Below are 17277 nucleotides of genomic sequence, written 5' to 3'. Positions count from 1 at the left end.
CCTTTATCAAAAAGGGCAGCCCAAAAACCTACTTAAAAAGGGCGATTCCAAGCAATCAAGCGGGTATGCCAAGCTTTTCAGAAAGGATTTCATTTTTGACAAACCTCGAATTCACTGTTAGCAATAATCTCTTAATCAATCGGTTAACTGCTTAGCGTGTAAAACCGCCCTTTTGGAAGAAGAACCCCTTATATAACCGTACGCAAACAGGATTTAGGGCAAGACAGCAAGCAATTTCATTTCTATTAAGTCCTTAGAAAAATCTCTTAACATAACATTGGTTATATCCCCAACCTCGGAATAAGTGCGGGTTTCGGCCTAACTAACTATTGTGCTTGGCATGGTACTTTTCCAGTTTGGAAGTCTTGTTTTAGCCCCAATTTAGACATGCTGTACAGAGTCTGCGCCTCATGTATCCAAGAAGTCCCATTCGCTACCCGTTACCCACCGGATGGCCGAAAGCTTGCCATTTAACATGCCCCACTCAAAATCATCATAGGGTCCTAGATTAGCCTTCCCATACTTCTCTTCTTTCTTTTTAGCAGCGGCTTTTCCCAATTCGACGTCCTTCTTCGTTATACCATCAATACCGTGTTTAGCTTTATAGACCAGGTTTTTGTGTCTATTATACCAAATTTTATCGTACAGTTCTTTCTGTACTTCAAGGATTTCCGTGAAGGTCCTGGGCACCTCCTCCCATTCCTGCTCAGCCTCAATATCGCTCATCAGCTCTGGCCTAAAATGCCGCAACGCGTCGATTAGCTTGATAAAGTAATGCGACTTGTCGGCTGAAAAACTGGCCGCAAAATCAGGGTGTGGGTGTTGCTTATTTACTGCCCCAAAGTCCTCTTTATTGTGGGTAACAAAAGCGAATTGGTCCTCTTCGCTCCCTGGCTCCGCAATGCAATCCGCGTAAATCTCCATGAGCATCGCATCGGCCATGCTATTTTTTGGCAGATGAAACGGTGCCCGTTTATCAATCGCCCGTTGCGCAGCTCGGATAAGTACCGCATCAGTCGAGGGAACCACAGTTGCTTTCTTCAACATCGTTTCAATCCGAGAGATATTGAAGGCTGCCGTTTCGACCAGCGACGGCAACCTGTGCCGAACATCATTCAACTGTTTTAGCGCAGCTTCTTTGTCTTGAGGGTCTCCAAACTCACTCACTATGTCTTTCACCCGACCAAAAACGCTAGACAGGCTTTTGGTCCCATCGTGGATGACGCGCTCTTTGTTTCTGTCAAACTCATCAAGAACGATTTGAGGAACAATAAACGCTACCTCATGTAAACCAATCAGTTCCTCAATAATATTGATGAATTTGCTCTGGTCGGCTCCTTTTGCCAAATCCAACCAGGTGCAAGTGTCTACCAGAATTTTTATCATGATTCTTACTTACTTGTCAAAACGTCAAGTAAGGTATCCGGCAACGGGTTATCCTCCATTTGTTGCGCTACCTGCTCGGGTGTTAGGCCCGATAACAGCAGCTGGTACGCCCGTAGAATGGCCACGTCAGGCGCATCGTCAGGGGAAATACCAAACTGCTGGCTGGCGTCGAGCACCGGGTTCACGTAGCTCAGCAACGACATCCACGCCGTGGTTTTGGGCGTGTTAAGCCCATCGGGAACCGCTGCGGCTCGTTCCAGCCACTTCCGGCACGCCAGTTCCGCGTGCCACGCAAAGCTGGACATGCGCAGGAAGGTATTTAGCTCGTTGTAGCGCGTGAACTGCGGGCCTTCTTCGGCCCAAAACGACGGTTTTTTGGGGGTTTCTTCCATCCTTCAAGTTACGCCAAAAACCTTAAATTAACCCTCGTAAAGGGTATTCTTGAACAGCGTAAGCCCTTTACATACCCCGCCCACCGTAGCCCTGGCTCTCGCCCCGCTCGGGGCGCTGCTGGGCCTCCCGTTGGCCGGGGGCCTGGCGCTGCGCTCGGTCGCCCGCTTGCTCCTGCACCTCGTAGTCCACACGCTCCTGCGCCCAATCCAAGGTGAGGCTCACTTTAGCGAGTTGATGGCTTTGCAAGCTGTACTGCACCACCAGTTCACTTACCCGGTTGCCCTGCGCATCAAGACGGTGGGTTAGTTGCGTCTGCGCCCCGTGACTCGTAAATGCGCGTTGTAGTGCCTCGGCCCGGCCCGCCGTGCGCGCCTCGTCGGCCGGCTGGCTCATCCGCACCACGGCCTGGCGCTCGGCCTCGCGCTGCGCGGCGTACGTGGCCAGACTTGGGCCTACTACCTCCGGCTGATAATAGGTACGGGCCTCGAAGCCGATGGGCGGGGCCGGCCGGGCGGCTGCCTTGGCGGCGCGGGCAAATTCGAGCAGCTGCGGTTGAAGCAGGTCGGGCAGGGGCCGGGCCGCCTCATTCAGAAACTTGAGTTTTTCTATGGCTGCCCGCGAAGTATCATTTTGCCCGAAAAAGCCCCCTTTCGCCTGTTTTTCTAGGGCCGCCCGCTGGTCGTGGGTCGCCGCTCGCTGCGCGGCGTGGGTCGCCCGCGCGGCTACCTGGCGTTCCAACTCCGTGCGCAAGGCAGCCGTGCGCGGGTCCCCCTTCATCGCTTTCACCACGTCGGCTACCCCTTCCTCGGTCGGGTGGGCCTGCAAGTGCTGGCTATACGAGTCGATGATTTTGTTACGGGCCTGGATAGGCGCGTTTTGCCGCGCTAGCTCCGCGAGCTGCGTTTGGTACGCGGCCTGCCACTTCCGCTCGACGGCCGGCAGTTCCGGCCCCTTTGCTGCCTCGGCGGCCCGCCGCGCCACTTCCCGCTGCTGGGCGGCCTGGCGTTCGGCTTCCTGCCGCTGCGCCAGCTGGGCCGCTTGGCGGTCGGCCGCTTGCCGCTGGGCCAGTTGCGCGGCCTGGCGTTCGACCGCCTGCCGGTGGGCCAGCTGCACGGCCACTTGCCGCAACTCCTGCGCGGCGGCCTCTTGGGCCGCGGCTCGGCGGGCCTGCTCGGCCTGCTGATTGGCGGCCAGCTGCTGGTCGATACCGGCTAGACTGTACCCGCGCCTCAGCTGCGAGCCTTTGAACACGGTCCCATCCTTCTCGAAGCTGATGCCCGTCACCTCCCCGGTTTTGTTGGCGAACTCGCGGGCGCTAATCTGCTGGGCCTGCAAGGTGGCCAGCAACGCCGGCCGGTCGGAGGCCGTGGCCAGCGCCTGGTGCAACGCCTCCTTGATTTCGTGCTTCGTCAGCTCGGCCCCTTGCAGCTGCGCCGGGTGCTGTTTCTCGGCCCGCAGTCCCTGGGGCGGGGTCAGCCCGTGCTCCTGAATTAGCTCCTTTAGTGCCTGCTTGGAGCGAAAGAAGTTCTGCCCGTCCTTGATGGTCTGCCCGTCGTCGCCTACCCGGTTGGCGATGATGTGTAGATGCTGGTTGTCGGGCTGGTCGTGGTGCCGGATGATGGCGTACTGGGTCTTGTCCAACCCCATCTTCTGCACGTAGCCCTCGGCAACGGCCAGCATCTTGGTGCTATCAATCTTGGCCGCGTCGTCGGGGTTAAAGCTCAGCGAGGTATGCCACACGGCTTGCCCGAGGTTCGGGTTCAGTTGCCTGCCTCGGTTAAAGTCCGCGCTCATATGGGCCGCGCTGTCAGAACGCACCCCAACGGCGGCCAGCACCTCGGCCTGCTTGTCGCTGGGCTGCTCCTTGCGGCCCTCGAACTGGTAGCGCACCACCCCACCAAAGCTGCGCCCGATGGTTGTCCGGCTAATCATACCACGTCGGCAAAATAGTCCAGCAGCCGGTCGAGCGTGGCGGCCTGCGCCTCCACCTCCTGGGCTACGGCCGCGAACCCGCTTTGGTGCGCCCGCTTGCTCAACTGGTTGAGGTTATTGGCCATCCCCGCCAGCTGCCGCAAGTACCCGTCCTGCTCAATAGTGAGCTGCAAAACCGGCCGCTTGCGGGCCTTCACGCCGGCCTCTACCAGGGGCCGCACGAACTGCGAAAGCGGCTGCCGCACCGCCACCGCACCCGCTTCTAACTCCTCATACCGGGCCAGTGAAACGTGCGTCGTCACGCTCTTGAGCTTCTCGCCTGGCTCCTTTTTCGGCCGTCCACCCAATCGTTTCGGCTTGGGTTCGTCTGCTGAATTAGGGGCTATCTGACTCATACAAGTGGGATATTAGAACTAGGTCTTTTGGCGACGATAGGAGCTAAAAGCAAGACGTTTAGCGGTAGCTAAACCTGTCTTGCTCCTTTACGCAAGAACATACGGGAAAGGGGGCGTTTGGGATGCGGTCATACTAGGGCTAAGGCTACCATTCCCCACTGCCCCTAGCGACTGCCTTGCTCTAGCTAGTTAGCTAATTAATGTAAAAGCTTTAGCTAGTTAGCTTTTTATTTACAAAACTTAAAAGTTTTTCAATTGTACCTTTTTAGCTTAATAAGTGATTAGGCATAAAATTATAAAAGAGAAAAATGAGGTAGCTAAACTTGTTATAATGTATGCCCGTTCAAAGCTGAAAATGGCTTACCCTCTTTACTATCTTTTACCTCACTCTCATGGCAGACAAAACACCCAATTCGGAAATGACTGATTACATCAAAAACATCAGCCAAGAGCAACTGCATCCCTTCCCGGCGGCTGACTTGGTCCCCATAGCAACTGGCCAGCAATTACCCGCGCCGGCCCCTGCCGTAGCGCCTGTGGTCCCCGAATTACCCGAATTAACTCCCAGCACCTCGGCGGCTCCTGCGTCGCCTCAGCTGCGCCCATTGGCCTATTTCACCACGCCCGCCCAGCAGGTCACCAAAAAGCAAAGCGTGTACCTGCCCGTCGAGCTGCACCGCGCCCTGGCCACCGTCGTTAACCTGCCCGGCGTCGAAGTGAGCCTATCCGACCTACTGGCCAACATCGTGCAGGCCTGGCGAGACGACCACCGGGCCGAAGTCCGCAAACGCTACCGCGAGGGGGAGAAAGGTATTTAGGTGCGTACCTGGGCAGCTGGTTAGCTAGACAGCTAGCCGACACGCTCGATGCGTACGTAGTTACAGTGAGGGCAACGCAGATGTAGATTGAAAATAGCTTCGGGTAATACCGCGGCAGAATCTACTTCGCCTTGGTATAGCCGGGAGCCCCACATAACGCCGGAACCCGGCATGGTCGCAGTGAGGAAATCACGCCCTACAGCGCGTTCAAATGCCTCTGGGCTATAGGGTTCAATCTGGTAAAATTTGACAAGGAGGGTACCTAAAGGCGTGTCTTTAAGACGGAAAACGTGGTCAGCCATGATGCAAGATACCATGGCGCAGTGCTTCGGCCTAAGCTTGGTAATCTCAAGTTTAAGGTGGTATATAAGCTCGTTAATAGAATTTATAAGCCTTTGAATACTAATAATATATACCTTAAAGGTCTCCCCCCCAGTGTGCGAAGCCTTCTTTGTTTTTGCTTTTCTTTTTGGCCGTCGGCTGATTTGATTCTGCATCAACCGACTTTCTGAAAGCCTTCGCCTGCGCGTTCAAGTATTTGTGACAATTCTTTTTCATTACTTGTTATTTGGGGGTGTCGTAACTACTTGATTGACAGGGTCCCCAGAGCATCAAAGTTGTAAAAAAGTCGGAATAGGTGGTAAAAAAGTCGGTGAAAGTGGTAAAAAAGTCGGTGAAAACGGGGGTGAAAGTGGTAAAAAAGTCGGTGAAACGGCGACAAAGGTGGTAAAAAAGTCGGTGAAAGTTGCTTTACAAAGGTTGTAGTACAACTTAACTATACAACTTTTGTGTAAATTTGCCTTCTCACTGTCGATTTTCTATGAGTCCCATAACGCTTTGGCAGGACAATGCCCTCACTATCGCCCGGTATGAAATGACTGCATTGGAGAAGAATATTCTCTATATGGTCATGGCTAGCATTCGCAAAGACGACCTGTCAACTACCATCTACCAGGTTTCGGCTAAGGAGTTGATGGCATTGACTGGTCAGGAGGTAAAAGTCTCTGATATGCAGCTTGCTACAAAAAAGCTCATCACGAGATATTTTGAAACAACATTATCTAATGGGGACTTTTTACAAGCTACGTTCGTGGCCTCCGCACAGTATCGCAAAGGCTTAGGTATTATAGAGTTAGAACTAAGCCAGAAAGTCCGCCCCCTATATGTGGAGCTAAAAGACCGGTTCACTACTCTTCAACTTCATACTGCCCTGACTCTGCACAGCAAGTATGCAAAGCGATTGTACGAACTCTTTTCTATGTACAAAAACTTACCTGACAAGTCTTTCCGCATCAGTGTACAGGAGTTAAAAGAGCGCTTGGACCTTATTGACCCTAAAACGGGTAAGGACCGCTACGAGAAATGGACCCACTTCAAGAAAGCAGCCCTCGACCCAGCAGAAAGAGAAATAAATAGCAAGGCTGACCTCTCATTTAGCTATACACCCATCAAACAAGGCCGTAGCGTAACTCAAATAGAATTTACCGTCCAGTACCAGCCTAGACAGCAGATAGTAGCTTACGAGGGCCAAAATGCCGCTGCCTTCGGACGCTTAGTTTCTCACTTCGGCTTACGCCAAGACCAAGCTAATAGAGTACTTAGCACGCACGCACTAGCCGACATCAATAAGCAATTGCACAAGATTCAGTTGCGAGTCCTCAACAACGAATTGGAAAACGTTGGGGCCTACACAGCAAAGCTTTTTGGGGTATAGACCAAAGCCTCGTTGCTATTCTACTCACTCCTAGCAAGTTATTTTGTGCATGACTTCACATGACCAAGTTGCTTACGAGGCGCTACGAGCTTACTTGACGCGCTTAATGGCTGCTCCTCAAGCCCGAGCATTAGTAAGCATACCACCAGTGCTACGCGCTGATTTAGAGTCTTTTCTACATGGCAAGACTCTTTACCAGGATGAGGATAACAACCTCGTAGTGCATGGCCACGATTTAGCTGCCTGGGCGCATCAGATTGTGTATGTGACTGGCTTGTCTTACCCAATTGAGTTGGCAGCAGTGGATACGGCAAGCCTAGCCGATATACTGGCTCCCCACTAGTCTCCGAGTCATTTCAACTCCTAAAATCGCTCCCTTATGATTGCCTCTCCGGTCCCCGAAACCATTCCCCCGCTTCGGTGGGGCCAACTCACCTACTACTCCCCGGCCGATATCAAGCGCTGGGGAGTGCAGCACTTCCTGGACACGGTAGCCCCTACGCAGGCGCTGCCCATCCCCGACCTGGGCTTCACCGCCGAGGAAAATGCTCGCATGGACGAACTACTGCGCGAAGAGCGCGCCGCTGCTGCGCGTGGTCTTTGATACGAACGTCGTCATAGCGCACCTGCGCCACCAGCAGCTGCTTCCTCTGCGGGCGGTGCTGCCCTTTGCCGTGGTGGGGGAATTGGAAGCCTTCGCCCTCAAAGCCGATTGGGGCTACCAGAAAGTAGCCTTCCTGCGGCAGCTGCTCGAACGCTACCCTCTGGTGGGCTTTGTGCCCGAGTTGGCCAGCTTGTATGCCCGCCTTGACGCCTACAGCCAAGGCAAGCTACGCGGCCAGCAGCTGCCGGCCGGCATGAGCGCCCGCAACATGGGCAAGAACGACCTCTGGATTGCGGCCACGGCGCTCTACCTGGACCTGCCGTTGCACACGGCCGACAACGACTTTGACCACCTCCCGGCCCTTGGCCTGGCCCTGGTTAAGGAACCTACCTAACCACCGTATGAGAATCACGCTGGAAGTACCAGAGCACCGAGCTGCCTTTATGCTAGAGCTACTGCGCAGCCTGCCCTTTGTCACCCTTCTGGGCCGGGCGGCGAAGGCAGTAGACTTAGATGAAACCGCGCACCTGTTATCCTCCCCTGCTAACGCAGCGCGCTTGCGGGCTGCTCTCGAACGTGACAAACTGGGTCAGCATGAAACTCATTCATTACCAGATTAATACCTGCGCTGACTAGTCACTTGATTAGTCAGCTGACTAATCGGATAACAAAGGCTATTTATCACCTCTATGAGCCAAATAATCGCTGCCATAGGCCCTTCTTACCAGGCGCTGGTGCTGGGGGTAACTGCAATACTTCGGCAGGTTCAGGCAGCCGCTTTTGTAGCTCACCCAACTGCTCATTCTGGCTAAGTAGCAGTTCCTCAATGCGTCCAATGCGCTGACTATTCACCTGACTAGTCAGCGCATTCAAGACGTCGTTTTGCTCTAGCAAGCGGTGTTGCAGCTGCTGAATCGTCTGGTCTCGCTCGGCTAGTTGCTGTTGCAACTGCGCCACGGTCGGTCCTGGCTCTGGCTCACTGATGGCTGGCAATTGCTCGGTGGGAGCGGGGTACTGTTGCGCGAGAAATGTCTGACTAATCAGATACGTGTCACCTTTTGGGGTTTGCTCGACCTGAATATGACTAGTCTTTACGTGCTGTTTGACTAGTCGCCGAATAGTCTGCTCAGACTTGTTAACCTGCTGAGCTGCTTGCTTTATGGTTAAAAATGGAGAAGTGTTTTCCATACGATGCGTGACTAGTCAGAGCCCGCAAAGTAAACAGGTGCGTGTCTTACTCAACTTCTGCTTGACTAGTCACCGATTAACCCGTGACTAGTCAAGCACTTACTGCTCTTTAGCTGACTAATCAGCGCGCATCAAATGAATAAGGAGGTCTGGGTAACTCCTTGTTGGTTGAGCAGAAAGCACTGACGGCATAACAGCTGCGGCAACTGCTCTCCCTTTTTTCGGTCCATAATACCGCGCTCCGAAGCGCCACACCGTTCGCAACAGGCGCGGTTTTCGCCGTGTCGGGGACTTTCGGGGTCAGCTGCGGTGTGCTCTTTGTTGTGGCACAGCCGACAGATTAGCGTTATCACGCCCGATGCAATCAGCTCAGGGGCGGGGGTGTCGTACAGCCGGCCGTGGTAGTGATAGGTGAGGTGGTGAATATCCCACTTGGGGCCATTCGTGCCGATGGCCAGCTTACAAGATTGACAGACGCCCTTAAAATGGGCGTACACGACTGGCCGGTTCGCCTGGTGCGCCTTTTTTGCTTGATAGTCATGGCCCCAACAGCTAGCGGCTATCGCTTCACCGACACATTTATCTGCTGCTCAAACTCTCGGCAGCAAAAATTACGCTTCTCTACCTTCACCATTTTGTCGTTACCTGTCGCCTTTATCACCACCGTGCTGGTATGGTTGGGGTGGTTTGCTGGGGCAAGTCACTGCCTCTTAACTCAGAAGCAAAAACCTCGGCTGCCTCGTTGGACACCTCAGCGTACATCTGGCTGGCAAAGTCGCTGGAGCTACCAGGCACTCTGACCTTTTCGGATACAATGGAAATCATGCCGGTTCGGGGATAAGTGATTAAGCCTCTTTGTAAGGTTGAGTTATATCTAGGCCGCGTCTAATCAATGGGATAAGGTCGGCGGAACCATAGCTGCGCTCAATGGATAGCTGCAATCCCGCAAGCTGCTCTGCTTCGTCGGCAGTGAGTTTGCGGCCTCTCCTGGGCTTCAGAAAAGCTTGGATGGCCTTAGCAAGGTGGCCTTTTATGGCGGTTAGCTGCTTATCAGCTGAGCCGATGCCAGTTAGCTTCAACCAACCTGATTCAGTAGTCTGCAAATTGCGGAAATAGTCGCACGACGCTCCTTTCTGTTCGCGGGTGCAGCCGTGGGCCCGACGAATGAAGGCTTCGTAGTTCATCGGGGAAATATGGTCTTCCATCTCAGTCAATTAGTTAGGAGTGATTAGGCAGCGTAGGTACCCTGGGGCTCTAGGTAACGTACCTGCGACATCATGGCCAGCGTATCGAGCAAGGGTTTCACCTTGTCGGCCTTGGTGCGCCGGAATCGGGCGGCTACTTGGTCGCTGCTCAGGGCCTCACCGGCTGCCTGCTGGATGATGGCGCGCACGGCTAGCATCTGCTGGGCTAGCTCAGCTGGCCACGGTTGGGCCGTGGCGGCGGCGGCCACTGTGGCGGTGGCGGCGGTCGCCGGCAACGCCAAGGCGGCCTGCTGGCCGGGGGCTTGGTACTCGGGGCGTAGGTAGCGCACGGTGCCGGCCGCTTCTTCGGCTAGCCGCTGCTGGTTGAGCTGCATCAGGCGCGTGAGCACCTCCGCGTCGCTGAGCGTGGCCGGCCAGCCGTAAGCGTCGGCCACGGCGGCATCGAGCTGGTGGTGGAGGTTGAGCACAATGGCCGCTAGCCCCTGCTCATGGGTAATCTGCTCCTTTGCATTGAGCACCTGGCCAGTGCGTAGCTTTTCCACCACATTATAGAGGTCGGTTAGCGTAAGGACGGGGTGCTGGGCCTGCTGGCGCTTGCGGTGGGCGTCCAGCTGCTCGGCTAGTTTACCAATCTTAGCCTGCTGGTCCTCAGTAGCAAGAGGAAAAGGATAGGGGTCAAAACAGCGGGAGCCATTATAGCGAGAATCGTTACCAACTCCCAGCCAACCGCCTGTTGCCATTGCCCACGTTACATGCGCTTTGCTTGACAATACGCCAAGATGATAGGCACTTTCTGAGGCAATAACAAAGAGTGTATTATCAGGCAACGTCTTACCATCCAAAAACATAAACACTCGATGCTTAGCCGTTTGGGTGGTTACAATAATTCTAGAAAGCCCAGCTAGGGCAGGGCGCAACTGTTTACGAGGCTCTCCAAAAGTCCACCATTTCGTGCGGTAGCTAGCGCGGTTGTTATTGTCACGCTCTGGCTTTACCTTTTCTATAATTCTTTGATAAACAGCTGGATAAGACTCTAGTACCTCATCTGTAGTCAACCCAAAAAGGTCAATTACCATCAAACCACGGGTTTTCTGCATCATGTCGCGCCCATTGAGATAGGGGCGAATATGCTGCTCTAGTCCTAGCAGCTTACCTAATCCTAGCGCCACTGCCTCACTGGGAGTTACTTGGAAACCAGCCCCATACAGAGCCATTCCGACGTTTGACAGGCCAGCCGCCGCCTTTAGAGCTATCGCGTTGGCCACGTCAGCCCCCATAGTCAGGTCAGAGTTGATGGTTCCAACGGTTTCCATCAGCAGCACGTCGTGCGCGTCATCGTCGGCCGCCGTTTCCTGCACCACCTGGAACAACGAGCCCGGCAGTACCCCACGCTCGGCCACGGTGAACGCCACGCGCACGGCGGCCCCGTCGGTCGCATCAACCCACGGATGGTCCGAAATGGCATAGACGAGCGAAACCGGCTGCGCGGTATCAGCTAGAAACTCCTGCACTACCCGACGGTTAAACGTCTGAGTGATAGAATTAGTAGTAATAAATCCGAAGCGCTCTACCTTCCCACTGGCGGCCAGTTGGGCGGCCCGCTGCCACCAGTACATCACCAGGTCGGCCGACTCGGGCACCTGGCCCGCGTAGGTTTTGCGCAAGCTGGTCACGTACTCGTCGCCCAGCGCCCGGCGCATGGCCTTATCGCCCACAAAAGGCGGATTGCCCACAATAAAATCAGCTTCTGGCCACTCGGCTGGCCACGTCTTGCTATAATCGGCATTGTGGCCCAATACGGCGTCCTGCTGCTTGATATTCTGGTAGTTGTCAAGCAGGGGCTCCGCTAGCTGCGTGAGGCCGTGGGTGCGTAAGTGCCACTGCAAGTACCCAATGCGCAATACCACGTCGGCAATAGCGGCAGCGCGGGGGTTTAGCTCCATGCCCAGCAGCTGCCGGGGGCTTACCGTCGTCCCGTCGCCCAGCTCCAGGCGGCCGGAACCGCCCAGCTGCGCTAGGGTAGTCAGCACCTCACCTTCTAACCGTTTCAGGTGTTCCAAGGTCACATACAGGAAGTTACCCGAACCACAAGCGGGGTCTAGCACCTTCACCGACGTAAGCCGGCGCAAGAATTTCAGCAACTCCTCGCGGGCGGCATCCACCACCTTCTTGCCTTTGCCTTCCTCCAACTTGGTGGCGCTGGCCGCCTGCGCTGCGGCCCACTCGCGCCGCAGCGGCTCAATCACGGTGGGCAGCACCAGGCGCTCGACGTAGCGCCGAGGCGTGTAGTGCGCGCCCAAACTATGGCGCTCGTTTGGGTCTAGCGCCCGCTCTAGCAGGGTGCCAAAGATGGCCGGTTCTACCTCTGTCCAGTTGGCGGCGGCGGCCTGCTCTAGCAGCTTGATTTGGTCCGCATTTAGGGGTAACGCTTTGGCCTCGTGGAACAACTGCCCATTAAAGCGCCGTAGCTTCTTGCGTAGCTCGGGCGAGAATCCGCCTTTATCCATCACGGCCCACAAGCCTTCCAACGCGTCCGGCAAGTAGCCCCGCGATTCCTCCGTTTCCGCGTAGGTGGCCAGCAACCCCTTGAAAGAGTCGGCCGGAATCAACTCCACGTCCTCGGCAAACATGGTAAACAGGCAGCGCATCAGAAACTGCGCTACCACGTCGGACGGGTGGCCCGCCTTTTCCAATTGGGTGCTCAGGCCCGCCAGGTAGCCGGCGAGCTGGCGCGTGACGCGGGCGGCGCGGCGGCTGGGGTCGAGTTGCTGCGGGTCGGTAAAGAGCTGGTGCAGCTGCTCGCGTAGCTCGGGCTTGGCCAGCGCCGGCAGAAAGAAACGGTAGTGCCCCGAATCGGGAAAGGGCACGTAGTTATCGCCCACGCCGGCAAAGTTGCTGTACACGTCGAAGCAGTGGCCTACGTCCACCACCAGGATAAACGGGGGCCGGGGCTCACTCGCTGGCAGCGCCCGCACGTAGCGAAGTGCCTGCTCATAAGCGGCTTTCATCATCTGCTCCCATTTTGCCGTTCCGCGCACGGCGTGGCCCTTGCGGCGCTTCTCGGCTGGCAAGCCCAGCTGCGCCTTCTCGGCGGCGGCCTGCTCGTCGGGGGTAATGGTACCCTGCTTGGTTTCGAGCACGAAACAGCCCCGCTTGTACAAGTCAATCCGGCCGGTGGTCTGCTTGCCGCCGCCGTCGTCGAACGTCACGGCCCGCTCCAACACGTAAGCGTCCTGGGCGGGGTTGTCGGTGGTAGGGTCGGGGCGGGGTACGCCTAGTAAGTCGCAGAAGTCTTGCAGAAACAGGCCATAGTTGGCCCGCTCCGCGCCGCCTGATTTCCGCCAGCGGCTTTCAAAATCTTGGTATTGCACGGCGCAAAATACGCGCTTCTCCCTCAGATTTAACTCGCCCAATACGGCCTCGCCCGCTGCTCAGGATTTCCCTTGTCAGCGGGCTTTTTTGGCTCCTAGGCAGCCCCGCCATTTTAGACAAATTTCAAAAAGTGCCCCTATCGCCTGGAAACGCATTTTTTGAAGACCCGTTTTCGTGTCCTTTTTTAAAAGGCCTTCGATTTGGAAGTTTGAGGGATGGGAGTTAGCAACAAAACCAACCTCGCGGCTTCTCTCTGTATGAAGCTGATTTAACCGCGCCACTTGTCTGACCTGTTCCCCGCCTTAGCAAGAGCACTCTCCTCGCTTCTACGCAAGCTCTTTGTGCTGACAGTGCGCGCACTGCTCCCCCTCCTTTTTTCTCCATCCGCTGTGATAACCTGCTCACGCCATCGAAGCACAACTCCCCAAAATCCCCCCCTACGAGCTGCAATTGCGCTTTTTACAGTTTAGTCCTATTACTAAAATCTGAATTCGTGCTTCTTGGGGCTTGCTAATCTTACACCACCGCTTCAGTAGCGGCCGCTTTGGACGCCTTTCTCCCTAGTCACTATACCAACCAAATTTTTTATGAATACTGCTACTATTTTCTTCCTCTCTATCCTTCCTAATACTACCCCAGTGGGTTTATGGAAAGTGCTTGGCACTATTGCTGAACGAATGCCCGCAGAACAGCTTATTTGGCTGGCCTTGATGCTGTGTGGACTTGTCCTCGGAATTACCTGGCTAGCGTATCGAGCTATCAGCCACATTGCGAAGAGCCGACACGCAGCGACACTAGTTGGGCTTGTTGAACAACATACTGGCCAAAAGTCAGCTATTGGTCCTTAAAGGCGAAAGCCCCGCTTTGGTGCGGAAAACGAGCGAATCCGGCCGGACGGGCGCGTGGCCCTGGCTGTCTTCGTAGGCTTCGAGGGCGTTGCCCAGCGCTTCCATTTCTGCTAGGTTAGCGGGGTTGTTACTGTCAAGGGCTTCCAAGCGACTCATACCGGCCTGGTAGGCTGCTTCATTCTGAATAGTCATAGCAGTGAGGCTTTTCCGCATTTCACCAATTGCAAAACATTTACTCCCTTATCAAGCAGTCAGTTCTAGCACCTCTTCGGCGGGGATACCCAGCTTCTTGTACATGCGGCGCAAAAAGTCGCCGTTGGCTGGCCGCCGGCCGCGCAGCACCTCGCTCAGGCGCGACTCGCCCACCTCCAGCAGCTGCGCGAGCTGCTTCTGTTTCAAGTGGCGCTTGAACATTTCGACTTGCAGCCGGCCCGCGACCGTCGTCGGGGGGCCGGGATTATGGCCATTCGCCTCTTCAAAGGCGTGGATGGCGTCGCGCAGCACCAGCAGGCGGTCGCGGTTGGCTTCTTCGTCGGTGGCCAGCGTCCGGAATTCCTTCACGGCGGCTTTGTGCTCGGCTTCGGTGGTCAGGTTCACGGGCTTAGGGAGTTAGAACAAAAGGGAAGAAATACGACCTCAGAGGTCTTGCAACTGCTTTTTACTGAGTTTACTATAATCGGCGTGCGTCATAATGCGCCGGATATCGACGGTCCGCAGCGAAAACAGCACCTGGGCGACAAGTCGGTAATGGTTGCCCTTTATATCGAAGACGTAGCGGCCCTGGCCGATGTAATCCGCCGTGGCGAAGTCTGCCAGCAGGTCGTTGTGACTCGACCAGGTGCAGAGCTGCACCTGGGCAAACCAAACCTTCAACGCTTCCCGCGCCTGCGCGTTCTTGCGCCCGTAGCTGGTGATAATCTTCTCCTCAATGACAATCATCGCCATGCCTCAAACATACGCAATTCAGAATAAAATTCCGTATTGCGTAGTATCTTCCTCTACACTTCAGTCAGCCTTATGTACATTATACTGGATACCAACATCTTCTTTAAAGACTGGCTGTTCCGCAAAGACCTATCGCAAGCCTTTGTAGACTATGTGCGCAAGACTCGCGCTCAAGTCATTCTCCCAAAGATTATCATTGAAGAAGTTCGGGCTAACTACCGTAAGGAGCTGGAAAACAAGGCATCGGAATATGAGCGAGCCTGCCGTGAACTGAACCAGTTGCGGGCCGAACCACTCGATTTCACCAAACTAGACCTTGACATTGAGCACGAAGTAAATAGCTATGTTTATGATATTCTCATTGAGCTTGGCATTGATGAGCCTAAAGGGGTTATTGGCTATAGTGCTGAGCTGTTAGAGAAGGTAGCCAATCGGGCTATTTATAAGCGAAAACCCTTCACTGGCAATACCGAGCGCGAGTTCAAAGACACTCTCATATGGGAGACAGTACTTGAAATAGTCGCTCTTGCCGCTAAAAGTGAGCACGGAGAGTTTACGGACGAGGGCGTTGTCTTCTTCTCTAGCGACTACAAAGCATTCAGCTTTAGCAAGGACAAACCCGACCTACTACACACTGAGCTTCAGAAAGACTTAGAAGCCTTTCCTAATGTTAAGTTTCACTACTACAACGACTTTAACAAATTTGTAGAAGCCCACCACAGCCCAATCGCTGCCGTTACTCGGGAAGCTGTGCTGGCTCACGTTGTAGCATCAGACTTCTTGGCCAAGTTTAATGATGACTTTCTTATCAATATAGATGAGGTAGTGGACCAAATTGAGCGCCTGAACCCTCTGCTAGAGTTTCCAAACTTATATAATGAACTGGAAACCAATGACTCGTCGGAAATACGTAATCAAACCCGCATGTTTGTTTACCTCTATAAAAATCCGGTCAGAACGATTGTCTTTCAGCGTTTAAAAGTGCGCAAACTAACCGAAATAACTTACTATAACCCCCTAGTATCCATAGAGACCAGTAAAGTATTGTTGAAGTTAAATTTCCTTGTCGATGTTACTATTCCTTACGAAAACGGCTCATTTGGGGAAGTTTCGGTGGACAATGCAGACCTCGTACCAGGCAATGACCTTTTCATTCGATTACCAAGAGTCGGCCCCCGCATTGTTCGGGGCCGCTTTTCCTGATTTAGCACAAATTAACTCGTTGACTTTAAGTTATTTGTCCTTCAATATCTTGGCGATAACGCTTGACACTGGCGCGGCTAATCCCGGTAAGCGTCACAATTTCAGCCACCGATAAGCCCCGCTCTAAGGCCGTGGCTACCTTGGCCAGCTTCTCAGCATCGCGCCCAGCGGGCCGGCCCAGGTGCTTCCCCTGCTGCTTGGCTAGCTCAATGCCGGCCAAACTCTTCTGCCGGTTGTTCTCCCGCTCGTACTGATTGAAGGAGCTGAACACCCCAATAATCATCTTACCCGCTGGGGTGCGCGAGTCAATGCCCAGGTCGAGCGCCCGAAAGTGTACGCCGCGCCGGTTAAATTCTTCCACCAGTTGAATGGTGTGCACGGTATTGCGGCCAAGTCGTGCCAGGCGGTTCACCACCACCACGTCGCCTTCCCGCACGGCTTCTAGCAGCTCGTCGAGGGCCGGGCTCTGGGTCCGCGTGCCGGAAACCTTCTCCTGGAAAATGCGCGTGCAGCCCGCTTGGGTGAGGTCTTCCACCTGCGTGGCTAGGTTCTGGTCAGTGGCGGAAACGCGGGCGTAACCGAAGGTGTGCTGCATGGCTCAGTAAGTATGGGTCACAAACATACATTACAGAACCCACTTCTTGAGCCACCAAAAAGGCCAGTACAGCGCTAATTCGCTAAGCTGGCCTAGTGGCTCAGAAAGGTGCGCCTTTCGGAGCCATAAGACTGGCTTTTCTCTAAGGCCTGCTTGTACTTAGCAACTCGACACTAGCTTGACCGTAGTAGAGTACAACTTATTCTGGGCTTGCTTGTAACTTAGCTGTCATCCTTCAGCTTACTCTTAACTGTACCCCATGGAATTGGTCGAGGAAGAACAAGCCAACCGTCAAAAGGCGGTCAACCAGGCGGTGGCCAACTTGCAGACCCGCGGCATCACCCCGCACTTGGCAGTGGTAGCCTTGCACGAGCGGTATGTACGTGGCGAGTTGAGCTTGGCGCAGGTTGGGGAACTGATGCAACAACGGGCCACCGCTATCCTCGCAGCAGCCACTCCAGCGCTACCGGGTTAGCTCGAGGGCCCTCAGTAGCGGAGCGGGACCTGAAGGCAGCGGGGTAAACGGAACGAAGGGCCATCTCCTAGGCCAGCGACAGCCGCTCAATGAGTGCGACCGCTCTTACAGGGGTTTTTGTTCCAAAAGGGCGGTTTTACACGCTAAGCCCTTTATCAAAAAGGGCAGCCCAAAAACCTACTTAAAAAGGGCGATTCCAAGCAA

Annotated in this window: 19 protein-coding genes; 7 read left to right on the top strand and 12 right to left on the bottom strand. The window is 54.7% G+C overall.

The window, feature by feature from the left end; all coding sequences use genetic code 11:
- Positions 1–408: 408 nt before the first annotated feature.
- The 4 genes from BEN49_RS01195 to BEN49_RS01180 form a co-directional block, all read right to left on the bottom strand.
- Positions 409–1386, bottom strand: coding sequence for a PIN domain-containing protein (locus tag BEN49_RS01195; protein ID WP_070739603.1), 978 nt, complete (start codon positions 1384–1386; stop codon positions 409–411).
- A 5-nt stretch (positions 1387–1391) separates the two neighbouring features.
- Complete coding sequence (locus tag BEN49_RS01190; protein WP_070739600.1) at positions 1392–1778, bottom strand: hypothetical protein; 387 nt, start codon at positions 1776–1778, stop codon at positions 1392–1394.
- Between the two features lie 67 nt (positions 1779–1845).
- Positions 1846–3711, bottom strand: coding sequence for a relaxase/mobilization nuclease domain-containing protein (locus BEN49_RS01185; RefSeq protein ID WP_070739597.1), 1866 nt, complete (start codon positions 3709–3711; stop codon positions 1846–1848).
- Positions 3708–4106, bottom strand: a complete 399-nt coding sequence (locus BEN49_RS01180) for a MobC family plasmid mobilization relaxosome protein (RefSeq protein WP_070739594.1) — start codon at positions 4104–4106, stop codon at positions 3708–3710. Before BEN49_RS01180 ends, BEN49_RS01185 begins: the two co-directional genes overlap by 4 nt.
- 392 nt (positions 4107–4498) lie before the next feature.
- On the opposite strand from BEN49_RS01180, the gene BEN49_RS26485 reads away from it, so the two are divergent.
- Complete coding sequence (locus BEN49_RS26485) at positions 4499–4924, top strand: hypothetical protein (protein WP_125916393.1); 426 nt, start codon at positions 4499–4501, stop codon at positions 4922–4924.
- Between the two features lie 32 nt (positions 4925–4956).
- Here BEN49_RS26485 and BEN49_RS26480 read toward each other — a convergent pair whose 3' ends face one another.
- Positions 4957–5226, bottom strand: coding sequence for a hypothetical protein (locus tag BEN49_RS26480; RefSeq protein ID WP_125916391.1), 270 nt, complete (start codon positions 5224–5226; stop codon positions 4957–4959).
- Between the two features lie 518 nt (positions 5227–5744).
- Here BEN49_RS26480 and BEN49_RS01170 point away from each other — a divergent pair.
- From BEN49_RS01170 to BEN49_RS28625, 4 genes are all read left to right on the top strand, one after another.
- Positions 5745–6638, top strand: a complete 894-nt coding sequence (locus BEN49_RS01170) for a replication initiation protein (RefSeq protein ID WP_070739588.1) — start codon at positions 5745–5747, stop codon at positions 6636–6638.
- Positions 6639–7017: 379 nt separating this feature from the next.
- Positions 7018–7242, top strand: a complete 225-nt coding sequence (locus BEN49_RS01165; RefSeq protein WP_070739585.1) for a hypothetical protein — start codon at positions 7018–7020, stop codon at positions 7240–7242.
- Entirely contained in the window at positions 7184–7636 is a 453-nt protein-coding gene (locus BEN49_RS01160; RefSeq protein WP_083325654.1) for a PIN domain-containing protein, read from the top strand. The genes BEN49_RS01165 and BEN49_RS01160 overlap by 59 nt, the downstream gene beginning before the upstream one ends.
- Positions 7637–7643: 7 nt before the next feature.
- The gene (locus tag BEN49_RS28625) at positions 7644–7862 is read left to right on the top strand and encodes a type II toxin-antitoxin system prevent-host-death family antitoxin (RefSeq protein WP_193415747.1); all 219 of its coding nucleotides are present in this window, start codon (positions 7644–7646) and stop codon (positions 7860–7862) included.
- 67 nt (positions 7863–7929) lie between these two features.
- Here the strand turns inward: BEN49_RS28625 and BEN49_RS01155 are convergent, their stop codons facing one another.
- The 6 genes from BEN49_RS01155 to BEN49_RS01130 all read right to left on the bottom strand — a co-directional run bounded on the left by BEN49_RS01155 (position 7930) and on the right by BEN49_RS01130 (position 14800).
- The gene (locus tag BEN49_RS01155) at positions 7930–8430 is read right to left on the bottom strand and encodes a helix-turn-helix domain-containing protein (protein WP_070739579.1); all 501 of its coding nucleotides are present in this window, start codon (positions 8428–8430) and stop codon (positions 7930–7932) included.
- A gap of 845 nt (positions 8431–9275) precedes the next feature.
- On the bottom strand, positions 9276–9635 hold the full coding sequence (locus BEN49_RS01150) for a hypothetical protein (protein WP_070739576.1): 360 nt from the start codon (positions 9633–9635) through the stop codon (positions 9276–9278).
- Positions 9636–9658: 23 nt separating this feature from the next.
- Positions 9659–13006 (bottom strand): class I SAM-dependent DNA methyltransferase, encoded by a 3348-nt coding sequence (locus BEN49_RS01145; RefSeq protein ID WP_204376022.1) that lies wholly within the window; start codon positions 13004–13006, stop codon positions 9659–9661.
- 831 nt (positions 13007–13837) lie between these two features.
- Positions 13838–14047, bottom strand: coding sequence for a hypothetical protein (locus tag BEN49_RS01140; protein ID WP_125916389.1), 210 nt, complete (start codon positions 14045–14047; stop codon positions 13838–13840).
- Positions 14048–14098: 51 nt separating this feature from the next.
- Positions 14099–14452 (bottom strand): helix-turn-helix domain-containing protein, encoded by a 354-nt coding sequence (locus BEN49_RS01135; protein ID WP_070739567.1) that lies wholly within the window; start codon positions 14450–14452, stop codon positions 14099–14101.
- A gap of 39 nt (positions 14453–14491) precedes the next feature.
- On the bottom strand, positions 14492–14800 hold the full coding sequence (locus BEN49_RS01130; protein WP_068227189.1) for a type II toxin-antitoxin system HigB family toxin: 309 nt from the start codon (positions 14798–14800) through the stop codon (positions 14492–14494).
- A 72-nt stretch (positions 14801–14872) separates the two neighbouring features.
- Here BEN49_RS01130 and BEN49_RS01125 point away from each other — a divergent pair, with 72 nt between their 5' ends.
- Complete coding sequence (locus BEN49_RS01125; RefSeq protein WP_070739564.1) at positions 14873–16003, top strand: PIN domain-containing protein; 1131 nt, start codon at positions 14873–14875, stop codon at positions 16001–16003.
- A 25-nt stretch (positions 16004–16028) separates the two neighbouring features.
- Here BEN49_RS01125 and BEN49_RS01120 read toward each other — a convergent pair whose 3' ends face one another.
- Positions 16029–16598 (bottom strand): recombinase family protein, encoded by a 570-nt coding sequence (locus tag BEN49_RS01120; protein WP_070739561.1) that lies wholly within the window; start codon positions 16596–16598, stop codon positions 16029–16031.
- Between the two features lie 259 nt (positions 16599–16857).
- Between BEN49_RS01120 and BEN49_RS01115 the strand changes: the two genes are divergently transcribed.
- Positions 16858–17073 carry an antitoxin VbhA family protein gene (locus tag BEN49_RS01115; protein WP_070739558.1) on the top strand — a complete coding sequence of 72 codons (216 nt, stop codon included), beginning with the start codon at positions 16858–16860 and terminating at the stop codon, positions 17071–17073.
- Positions 17074–17277: the final 204 nt, after the last annotated feature.

The organism is Hymenobacter coccineus, assembly GCF_001816125.1.
In the GTDB taxonomy this organism is placed as follows: domain Bacteria; phylum Bacteroidota; class Bacteroidia; order Cytophagales; family Hymenobacteraceae; genus Hymenobacter; species Hymenobacter coccineus.
This window is presented reverse-complemented; position numbering and strand designations above follow the sequence as displayed.